Here is a 10,138-nt window from a genome sequence, read left to right on the forward strand (position 1 = left end):
TAAGTGAAAGGAGTCTCTATGGAGGAAAAAACCAAGGCAAAAATCATGGATTCCAGGAAAATGGAACGCGCTTTCGCGCGCATGTCCATGGAAATTTTGGAACGCAATCGCGATGCCGCTAACCTGGCATTGATCGGAATTCAGACCAAGGGGGTCTTTGTGGCCCGGCGGATACGTGCCCAGATCCAAACCCTTGAAAAGGTTGAGTTGCCCATGGGCATCCTGGACATCACCCTTTTCCGTGATGACCTGCATTTGCAGGAACAACATCCCAAGGTTGAGAAAACCGAGATCGATTTTTCAGTCGAAAACCGCCATATCGTGTTGATCGATGACGTGGTTTTTACCGGCCGTACCATTCGAGCGGCCATGGATTCGATCTTTGAACTGGGGCGCCCCGCCAGCATTCAACTGGCGGTATTTATTGACCGCGGCCACCGGGAACTGCCCATTTGTCCTGATTTCAAAGGCAAATACCTTCCAACCGCCCGCAGGGAGCGTGTCAACGTCATGCTGAAAGAAATGGACGGCTCCGACCAGGTATTGATCATGGAACCCATTAGGTTTTAATGGAAACCGGCGGATTCAATCAACGCCACCTGCTTGGCATCGATCACGTGAGCGCTTCCGAGATCGATCTCATTCTGGATACGGCGGATTCTTTTGTTGAAATCTCCACGCGCAACATCAAGAAAGTACCGGCCTTGAAGGGCCGAACCGTGGTCAATCTCTTTTTCGAGAACTCAACGCGTACGCGCAGTTCTTTTGAGATCGCGGCCAAGCGCCTGAGCGCGGACCTGATAAACTTCAACTCCTCTGTTTCCAGTCTGAAAAAAGGAGAATCGCTCAGGGATACGGTGCTGACCCTGGAAGCGATGAATCCCCATGTCATCGTGATTCGTCACAGCGCCGCTGGTGCGCCCAAATATCTAACCACTTTCGCCCGGTCTTCCATAATAAATGCAGGCGACGGCTTTCACGAGCATCCCACCCAGGCATTGCTGGACGCCCTGACCATCCGCCAGCGCTTTGGCAAGCTCCGGGGGCTGAAGATCGCCATTGTGGGAGACATTCTCCATTCCCGCGTGGCCCGTTCCAACCTGATCCTGCACCTGAAGATGGGCAACCCGGTCCATCTCGTGGGTCCTCCCAGCCTGGTTCCCCCGGAGTTCGAGCGCATGGGGGCCAAGGTGTTTTATGATCTGAAAGCCGGCGTAAAAGGGGTGGACATCGTTATGATGTTGCGGGTTCAGGAAGAACGTGGAGCCGGCAACTATTTTCCGTCAATCCGAGAATACAGGCGCTTGTTTGAAATCAATGCCGAGGTATTCGCCACGGCGGCGCCTCACGCCATTGTCATGCACCCGGGACCCTTGAACCGGGACGTGGAAATCGAAACCTCTCTGGCCGATTCCGATCGTTCCGTTATCCTGCAACAGGTAAACAACGGCATTGCCCTGCGCATGGCCGTGCTGTATCTGCTCAAGGGAGAATTCAATGAAGCTGCTCATTAAAAACGGAAGACTGGTAGATCCCCACAGCCGTATAGATGACACCGTGGATATCCGCATCGATGGGGCTTTGGTCCAGGAGATCCAGCCCCGGCTGGAACCTGAAAAAGGCTGTCGCGTGATCGATGCCGCCGGCCTGGTTGTTTGTCCGGGATTTATCGACATGCATGTTCATCTGCGCGAGCCGGGAAACGAAAACAAGGAAACCATCCAATCCGGAGTGGAAGCTGCTGTTCACGGCGGTTTCACATCCGTGGCCTGTATGCCCAATACGAACCCGGTCAACGACAACCGGTCCGTGACCGAGTATATTATCGCCAGCGCGCGAAAGTGCGGTCTGGCCAATGTTTTTCCCGTGGCCTCCATTTCCAAGGGACTGGAGGGAAAGAACATCACGGAGATGGCGGATCTGGCCGCCGGCGGCGCCGTGGGTTTTTCCGACGACGGTCGCTGTGTCATGAGTGCCGACCTGATCCGCAAGGCGCTCGAGTACTGCCGCATGCTGGATCTGCCCATTATCGAACATCCCGAAGACCACGCCATCTCCGGCGAAGGCCTGGTCAACGAGGGTTTGATTTCATACAAGTACGGCATGAGGGGGATCCTCAACGCCTCGGAAGAGGTGATTGTGGCCCGGGACATCATCCTTCAGGATCGCATCCGCTCACGCCTGCACTTGACCCATATTTCCACTTCACGAGCCGTAGAGTTGATTCGCGACGCCAAAGCCGGCGGAATCCCGGTTACGGCGGATGCCACCCCGCACCACCTGTTGCTTAACGAAGAGAAAATCACCACTTATGACACGGTTTACAAGATGAAGCCGCCGCTGCGTACGGAAGCGGACCGACTGGGTCTGGTGGAAGGATTGAAGGACGGCACCATTGACTGCATCGCTTCGGATCATGCCCCGCATACCCGGGACGAGAAAGACAGAGAGTTTGAATACGCGCCGTTCGGCGTGATCGGCCTGGAATCAACGGTTTCCGTAATCTATGACCGGTTGGTGCGTACCCGGATCATTTCGCTCAACCGTATGGTCGAGTTGCTGAGTACCAATCCTGCACGGATACTTAACCTGGAGGGCCGCGGCCGGGTCACCCCCGGAAAGCCGGCGGACCTGACGGTGCTGGATCTCAATCGGCGTTTTTCCATCAATGAGGCGACCTTCCGTTCCAAAGCCAACAACTGCCCTTTTCTGCAATGGGAGGGGATGGGCAGGGTGGCTTTTACCATTGTGGGCGGAAAAGTGGTTTATACATCAGGGGATTGAAAAGGCGCCTGAGGCCAGATCCCGTCCATTTGAATCTTTAAACGCGGAGTATTCGGCCCGGGTTTCACATGAGCTGCCGCGGCGTGGCCGGGAATCCAGATTGGCTGGTCGGATGCGTCGCACAGGAGGGGGCGCAGCGGACGTAAAGCCGCGGGTAACCCGGCGGCCCTGACCATTTCAAAAACGCGCTGGGAAAAATCGCTTCCCTGTTTGCGATAACGATCCGTGCCGCGGACCGAGCGCACCCGCAGGGGAAAACGCAGTTTTTTTGGATTCATTTCCACCGTGAAAGCAGGTGAATCGCTTGGATTCAATTTATCTCCTGCCTCAGCGCGGCACAAGCAAACCCGTACCCGTGCGCAAATCTCCGGGATCATGCAGTCGCCGTCAGTGGGAAGAACGTGGCTGTAAGTAGGAGCCGAAAAGTCTCTGGGGAACAGGAAGTCTTTTTGCCGGGTCAGGGTGATTCCGGGAAGGCTCAAGTGACGGGTAGACGGGTTGGGCGGCATGAGGGCTTCAACGTGTGCCAGCGAGATCTCCAGTAAATCCCCGCGCAATCGTCGCAGGTATTCCCGCAGCACGTGGCGTTGCAGGGCCGGGTGAATCGAATCCAGTGCGCCCGGGGGGATGACCTGTCCCAGGATCGTGATGTGATTCAGCAAATGCCGCGCCTGCATGACAAAGCAGTCGCTTTCGTCTTTGAAAATACGCGTGGCATCATGGATGCGTTGATCCATTTGGGGAAATTGGCGCCGTATTATCGGCAGGATCTCGTGACGAAGGCGGTTGCGCAGCAGGGTGAGATCCTGGTTGGAGGGGTCCTCGTAGTGGGAAAGATGCCGGCGTTGGAGAAAAGCGCGAATGTCCGCTTCAGAGAAAACCGCCAGGGGCCGCAGAATGCGCCTTCCCCGAAGCGGAAGAATGCCTGCCAGCCCCGCCGCTCCGCTTCCCCGCATCAGGCGCATAAAGAACGTTTCCACCTGGTCGGACAGGGTGTGCGCGGTGGCCAACCAGCTGGTGGGTGAAAGGTTGACCAGACGCTGGAAAAACGCATAACGCCTGCGGGAGGCCGCTGCCTCTAGATTGATACCTTCACGGCCGGCCAGTTCTTTCACGTCGGCTGATTCCGTGACCAGGGGGATGGTTCGCTCTGAACAGAAGTTAAAGACCCACAAGGATTCCCGGGAAGCATCTTCGCGGATGCCGTGGTTCAGGTAAGCCGCTTTCAGGGTGAATTTCAGTTCACTTTCCAGGGCAGACAACAGGGTCAGCAGCGCAACCGAGTCTTTTCCACCGGAAAAGGCAGCGTATATGATAGCCCCCTGGATATCGGGAATGAGTTGAAGCAACCGGTCCCGGAAAGGCGGAAGAAGGATTTCCATGTTAAGCGGTTGGAATAGCGGTGGAGGGACTTGAACCCCCGACATATCGGATATGAGCCGACTGCTCTACCGGCTGAGCTACACCGCCATTCAACCGCATTGTAACCCAAAACCGCCACTGAATCAATAGCATGGCGGCATAGCATGGCGGCGTCAGTTCGTGATTCGGGATCAGTCGCGCGCGCCCAATTCACGATCAAGCATGAACAGTCCCTGGCCGCGTTCGCCGATGAGTTTGAGTTTCTCTACGATTTTAGTCACGCCGGCTTCTTCTTCCACCTGTTCGTTGACGAACCATTGCAGCATGTTCATGGTGGCATAATCCTTTTCACGTGTGGCCAGTTCTACCAGGTTGTGGATGCACGTGGTGATGTGTTCTTCATGGGCCAGTGACTCAGACATCATTTTAGAAGCTGAATCCCAGTCTTTTTGTGGGACCTTGATGGCCTGAAGCTCAACTCGTCCACCCCGTTCATTGATGAAGTGGTAAAACTTCATGGCATGTTCCAACTCTTCCTGAGCCTGTTTCTCCATCCAATGAGAAAATCCGCCGAGGTTCATCTCATCAAACTGTGCCGCCATGGAAAGGTACAGGTATGCAGAAAAAAGTTCTTCGTTGATTTGCTGGTTCAACGCGTCCTGAATGGTTTTTTTAATCATTATGACCTCCTTGTCAATCGTGTTTTCAAAAAAAGAACGGATCAGTCTTCCATGGGTTCGAAATCTTCTTTTCCGACTCCGCAAAGCGGGCATTCCCAATCGTCCGGAATGTCGCTGAAAGCGGTGCCCGGAGCGATACCGGAATCCGGGTCACCTTCGGCCTCATCATACACATAACCGCAAACTGTGCAAACGTACTTTTTCATTGGTTATCTCCTCCAAATTCAGGTTTTGACATTATAGAAACCGCGTACGGCAAAATCAAGCGGGGCGACGTTAAAGGACCGTTCGAATCTTTTCAACCAGCATCGATTCCGGCGCCGCTCCTTCCAAAAAAGCGGATTCATTGATCACCGTGCGGGGAACCCCCATCACATTGTATTTCTGGGCCAGATGGGGAAATTCAGTGGCCTCCACCATGTCCGCCGTTACCCGGGGACTGTAATGCGCCATGCGATGTGCCAGGGTAACCGCAGCGGGACAATAGGGGCAGGTGGGTGTAACGAATACCTGGAGGTGGATCTCTTTTTGTAGGTTGTCCAGGAAAGTTTGGGTTTGCGGGCTGAGTTCAGTTTCAGATTGCGATACCATATGAATCGCATCCAGCATGGAGGCAAATTCATAACCTCCGGGAATGCCGAAAAAGCGGATTCCAAGGTTTTCATCGGCCATCACGACGGTAGCGGGAATCTTATCCACTCCCAGTTCCCGGGCCCGCGACTGATCACCCTGAAAATCAAGTATTTCCAGGTTGATGCCAGGCGATAATTTGCTTATTTCGGTAAGCAGGCCACGGGTTTCAACACAAAAACGACACTCTGTCTTCTGCGTAAAAAATACAAGGTTAACCGGCCTTTTCAAACTGTTCAGCATGGGTTCCATCTCTTTTCTCAAACTGTCGTTTATAAATGTCATGATTGCCTCCTTGTCCATGGTAATGACTATAACATATAAATGATGTAATTTCAACAATTTTGTATTTGTTACAAAAGAGGTGGTTGCGCTTGAACCTGATTTGCCGGCGTGTTAAAATCCGTCATCCTGTTTTTTAGAGACTGAAATCGGTACCACTATGATTGTAGAGCAATTTCTTCCGGCTTTTCACTGGGGAGATGCCATTGGCACTTCCACCCTGCGCCTGCACCGTTTTCTGATATCCCAGGGAATAGATTCCCGCATTGTGGCGTTGTCCAGGGACGAAGGTTTGGAGGATATGGTTACGGATTTTGCGCATTACCAGGAGTCGACGGATTCCATAAAATTGCTTCACTTTGCCGTGCCCTCGATATTGACTGATTTCTTTATCGGCGCCCGGGGGCGCAAAGTCATGATTTATCACAATGTCACTCCGGCAACGTTTTTCGTCCACTTTTCACCTGAGTTGACACGTTTTACCCACGCGGGCAGGGATCACCTGGCCAGGCTGAATGGTGTTTTTGATTTGTGTGTGGCGGATTCCAACTATAACGCTCGTGAATTGACGCAATTGGGTTACAAGTGTGATATACGCGTTTTTCCCATCATGATCGACACCACCGAGTACGACCGTCCCCATGCGCCGGCATACCGCAAATTACTCTGCGATGATCGCCGCACCATTATTTTTGTGGGCCGCATATCTCCAAATAAGAAAATCGAGGATCTGGTTAAAGTCTTGTTTTATTACAAGAAATACATTTCCGCTTCCATTCGCCTGGTGGTTGCCGGCAAAACCTCTTTGTTGCCGCGGTACTTTTACGCGGTACGGGATCTGGCCGGCCGGTTTTACCTTGATTCCGAAGATATCCTGTTTACTGGACATATACCTTTCAGTGAATTGCTGGCTGTCTATCGATCCGGAGACGTGTTTCTGTCCATGAGCGAGCATGAGGGGTTCTGCCTGCCGCTGATCGAGAGCCTGCATCTCAATGTACCCGTACTGGCCTACAACGCCGGTGCCGTGGAGGAAACGCTTGAGGGGGCAGGCATCTTGTTTCAGTACAAGTCCGTAGAGAGGGTGGCCGGGATGGTGGAACGCATGATCACGGATGCGGACTTGCGTTCCCGGCTGAGCCGGGCCGCGCGGGAGCGGATGCGCACCTATCAGGAACAATCGCATCCCCGGCGCCTGGTGGAGTGGTTGAAAGAAACATGATCCGGGTCGGAGCGGTTGTGCAGCGCTACGGCGAGGGAGTTGTCGGCGGCGCTGAAACTCTGGCCCGGGATGTGTGTGAGCGTCTCAATGCGTCGGGATGCGATGTGACCGTCTTTACCACAACGGCTCTGGATTACGTTAGCTGGGCGAATGAGTTTGTTCCGGGTGAATCCATTCTGCGGGGGGTTCGAATCCTGCGATTCCCCGTGGTGAAACAACGGGATATTGATGCATTCAACCGGTTCTCGGCGGAATTTTTCGAAGCTGTCCCCCAGGACCGGGATGAGCGGCAGTGGATTCTGGAACAGGGTCCCCAAAGCCCGGATCTGCTCCGGGCCCTGGAAACCGATTACCGGGATTACGATGTTTTCCTGTTTTTCACCTACCTGTATTTGCCTACTGTTTTGGGCATGGACAAAGTGGATCGTCCCATCGCCCTGTTTCCCACGGCTCACGATGAGCCGCCGCTGTACCTGAAAATCATGCGGCGGGTCTTTGAGCGTCCGGAGCGCTTGTTTTTTCTGACCGGGGCGGAACAGGAATTGGTTCAACGCGTGTTTGGGCGTAGCCAAGGTATGGAACTGGTGCGCACCGGAGTAAACCTTCCCGCAGACATTGATCCCGAGATGTTTCGCAGGAATCAATTTATTTTCGGTGCATACATGTTGTACGCGGGGCGAATCGAACGGGGCAAAGGTCTGGAAGAAGTGTTTGACGCTTACTCATCGCTGCGCCGTCACCACCTGGTGGACCTGGTTCTGCTGGGTCGCCGGCTCATGGAGATTCCCGAAGTGGAAGGCATTCGTTATGCCGGGTTCGTTTCTGAACCGGAGAAACTGTCGGCTTTCCGTGGAGCCGTGTTTTCGCTGCAACCGTCCCCGCTCGAGAGCCTTTCCATCACCACGCTGGAGTCCTTCGCACAGGGAACCCCGGTATTGGCCAATCGCCGCAGCCCGGTGTTGGCTGAACATGTCAACCTGTCAGGCGGGGGACTGCTTTACGCGGATCCCGGTGAGTTGGAAAGCGAGGCTTCCCGCCTTTTTTCCAGCCCCGGGTTGCGACGGCGCATGGGCGAAAAGGGGCGTGCTTATGTGTATCGCCACTTTGATTGGGAACGGGTGATTCAGTCCATCCGCGCCGCAATCGTTCAACTTGCCGAAAACTGAAGTTGCTTTTCGCAAAGCAATCGCCATGTAACTGAAAATGTGGTACACTATATTTTCCCTTCTGATTGTCCGTTGACGCGGATCCACCAGGAGCAAGGAACCCCAAAAATGCATCAAATCAGGAATATCGCCATTATTGCACATGTAGATCACGGCAAGACCACATTGATAGACGCCATTTTGCGCCAGACCGGAGTGTTCCGCCGCAACCAGCCGGTGGTTGCCCGCGTCATGGACAATACCGACCTGGAAAGGGAGAAGGGGATCACCATTTTTTCCAAAAACGCCGCCTTTGTCTATCGGGATTGCAAAGTGAATGTGGTCGATACCCCGGGTCATGCCGATTTCGGGGGCGAAGTGCAACGCATCCTGCGCATGGTGGATTCGGTGTTGCTGTTGGTGGACGCTTTTGAAGGACCCATGCCCCAGACCAAGTACGTCTTGAAAAAATCGCTGCAACTCGGGTTGGCGCCGATCGTGGTGATAAACAAGATCGACAGGCCCAATGCCCGCCCCGCAGAGGTGCTGGACGCGGTTTTTGACTTATTCGTGGAATTGGAAGCGGATGACAAGCAACTGGATTTTCCGGTTGTTTACGCTTCAGCGCGGGACGGTTTCGCCAGGTACGATCCGGATGGTGACAACACGGACCTGACCCCCCTGTTGGATACAATCATTCATCACGTGGCCGAGCCCGGAGGTGACGCCGACGCTTCGCTGCAGGTACTGGTTTCGGCCGTCGCTTACGAGTCCTTCCTGGGAAGGATCGGCACCGGCCGCATCCACAACGGCACGATCCGCCGCAACCAGGATGTCGTCCGCATTCGCGGTGCCGGTGAATGCGGCTCCTTCCGCGTTTCCCGCATGTTCACTTACCAGGGTTTGGAGCGGAAAGAAGTTGAATCCGCTCACGCGGGCGAGATCGTGTCGGTGGCCGGTATCAGTGATATTGACGTGGGTGAGACGATTTGCCAAATGGAATCTCTAGTGCAGATCCCGGTGATCCACATCGATCCGCCGACCATGGCCATGACATTCATGGTCAACGATTCCCCATTCTCCGGGAATGAAGGGCGATTCGTGACATCCAGGCATCTATTGGCCAGGCTGAGGCGGGAACAGCGCGACAATGTGAACCTGCGCGTTGATGAGACGAATACCCAGAACGCATTCCAGTTGAAAGGGCGGGGGGCTTTGCAGTTTGCCGTACTGATGGAAAAAATGCGGCGGGAAGGCTATGAATTCCAAGCCTCCCGCCCGGCGGTCATTTTCCAGGAGTCGCCCCAGGGGTTACTGGAGCCGGTGGAAACAGCCACCGTGGATGTGGCGGAAGAGTTTTCGGGAGTGGTGATTGAGATGTTCGGTCAACGCCGGGGTGAACTCATCCACATGAGTAACGGCAGCGGAGGGTACACCCGCCTGGAGTTCCGCATTCCGGCCCGGGGCTTGATCGGCATGAATGGAGATTTTCTTACCGCAACGCGGGGCACAGGGATATTGAACCACGTGTTTCATGCGTACGAGCCGCACAAGGGAGAAATCAGGCGGATCGTCAAGGGTGTACTGATCGCATCGGAAGCGGGAGTTTCCGTTGGCTTTGCATTACATAACCTCCAGGAACGGGGAGTTATATTTATTGATCCCGGGATGCCGGTTTACCCGGGCATGATCGTGGGCGAACACAGCCGGGAAAACGACCTCGTGGTCAATGTGTGCAAGACCAAGAAGTTGACCAACATGCGTGCCGCGGGTTCTGATGACGCCGTCCGGCTGGTACCGCCGCGGCGGTTTTCCCTGGAGCAGGCCATTGAATACATCAACGATGATGAGTTGCTGGAAATCACACCCGCCAATGTCCGCATGCGCAAACGCCTGCTGGATATCCACGCGCGTAAGCGGGAAAACAAAGCCCGTTCCGCATGATGCATACGGATTTGGCCTGATTCCGTATTCATGTTAATCTGGGTTCGCAGCGTCGCACCGGCTGTAAACGCAAAGAGAATATGAAAAAA

General features: G+C 54.3%; 10 protein-coding genes and 1 tRNA gene. 6 read left to right on the forward strand and 5 right to left on the reverse strand.

Features of this window, described 5'->3' with window-relative positions; genetic code table 11:
* Positions 1 to 18: 18 nt before the first annotated feature.
* From pyrR to ENN40_04665, 3 genes are read left to right on the forward strand one after another with little or no spacing between them, the layout of a single operon-like run.
* Positions 19 to 570 (forward strand): bifunctional pyr operon transcriptional regulator/uracil phosphoribosyltransferase PyrR, encoded by a 552-nt coding sequence (gene pyrR, locus ENN40_04655; GenBank protein HDP94636.1) that lies wholly within the window; start codon positions 19 to 21, stop codon positions 568 to 570.
* Complete coding sequence (locus tag ENN40_04660) at positions 570 to 1,514, forward strand: aspartate carbamoyltransferase catalytic subunit (protein ID HDP94637.1); 945 nt, start codon at positions 570 to 572, stop codon at positions 1,512 to 1,514. Before pyrR ends, ENN40_04660 begins: the two co-directional genes overlap by 1 nt.
* Entirely contained in the window at positions 1,498 to 2,784 is a 1,287-nt protein-coding gene (locus ENN40_04665) for a dihydroorotase (protein ID HDP94638.1), read from the forward strand. Before ENN40_04660 ends, ENN40_04665 begins: the two co-directional genes overlap by 17 nt.
* Here the strand turns inward: ENN40_04665 and tilS are convergent.
* From tilS to ENN40_04690, 5 genes are all read right to left on the reverse strand, one after another.
* Positions 2,766 to 4,211, reverse strand: coding sequence for a tRNA lysidine(34) synthetase TilS (gene tilS, locus ENN40_04670; GenBank protein ID HDP94639.1), 1,446 nt, complete (start codon positions 4,209 to 4,211; stop codon positions 2,766 to 2,768). The two genes, ENN40_04665 and tilS, sit on opposite strands and share 19 nt — an antisense overlap.
* Positions 4,182 to 4,254: transfer RNA gene (locus ENN40_04675), tRNA-Met, on the reverse strand. The genes tilS and ENN40_04675 overlap by 30 nt, the downstream gene beginning before the upstream one ends.
* 83 nt (positions 4,255 to 4,337) lie before the next feature.
* Positions 4,338 to 4,826 (reverse strand): ferritin, encoded by a 489-nt coding sequence (locus tag ENN40_04680; protein HDP94640.1) that lies wholly within the window; start codon positions 4,824 to 4,826, stop codon positions 4,338 to 4,340.
* A 41-nt stretch (positions 4,827 to 4,867) separates the two neighbouring features.
* On the reverse strand, positions 4,868 to 5,032 hold the full coding sequence (locus tag ENN40_04685) for a rubredoxin (GenBank protein HDP94641.1): 165 nt from the start codon (positions 5,030 to 5,032) through the stop codon (positions 4,868 to 4,870).
* A gap of 70 nt (positions 5,033 to 5,102) precedes the next feature.
* Entirely contained in the window at positions 5,103 to 5,741 is a 639-nt protein-coding gene (locus ENN40_04690) for a glutaredoxin (protein HDP94642.1), read from the reverse strand.
* 157 nt (positions 5,742 to 5,898) lie between these two features.
* On the opposite strand from ENN40_04690, the gene ENN40_04695 reads away from it, so the two are divergent.
* The 3 genes from ENN40_04695 (at position 5,899) to typA (ending at position 10,049) form a co-directional block, all read left to right on the forward strand.
* On the forward strand, positions 5,899 to 6,960 hold the full coding sequence (locus ENN40_04695) for a glycosyltransferase (GenBank protein HDP94643.1): 1,062 nt from the start codon (positions 5,899 to 5,901) through the stop codon (positions 6,958 to 6,960).
* Positions 6,957 to 8,126 carry a glycosyltransferase gene (locus ENN40_04700; protein ID HDP94644.1) on the forward strand — a complete coding sequence of 390 codons (1,170 nt, stop codon included), beginning with the start codon at positions 6,957 to 6,959 and terminating at the stop codon, positions 8,124 to 8,126. Before ENN40_04695 ends, ENN40_04700 begins: the two co-directional genes overlap by 4 nt.
* Before the next feature lie 108 nt (positions 8,127 to 8,234).
* A complete protein-coding gene (gene typA / locus ENN40_04705; protein HDP94645.1) occupies positions 8,235 to 10,049 on the forward strand; it encodes a translational GTPase TypA in 1,815 nt (604 codons plus the stop codon).
* Positions 10,050 to 10,138 lie beyond the last annotated feature (89 nt).

Source organism: Candidatus Aminicenantes bacterium (assembly GCA_011049425.1).
Taxonomy (GTDB): domain Bacteria; phylum Acidobacteriota; class Aminicenantia; order UBA2199; family UBA2199; genus UBA876.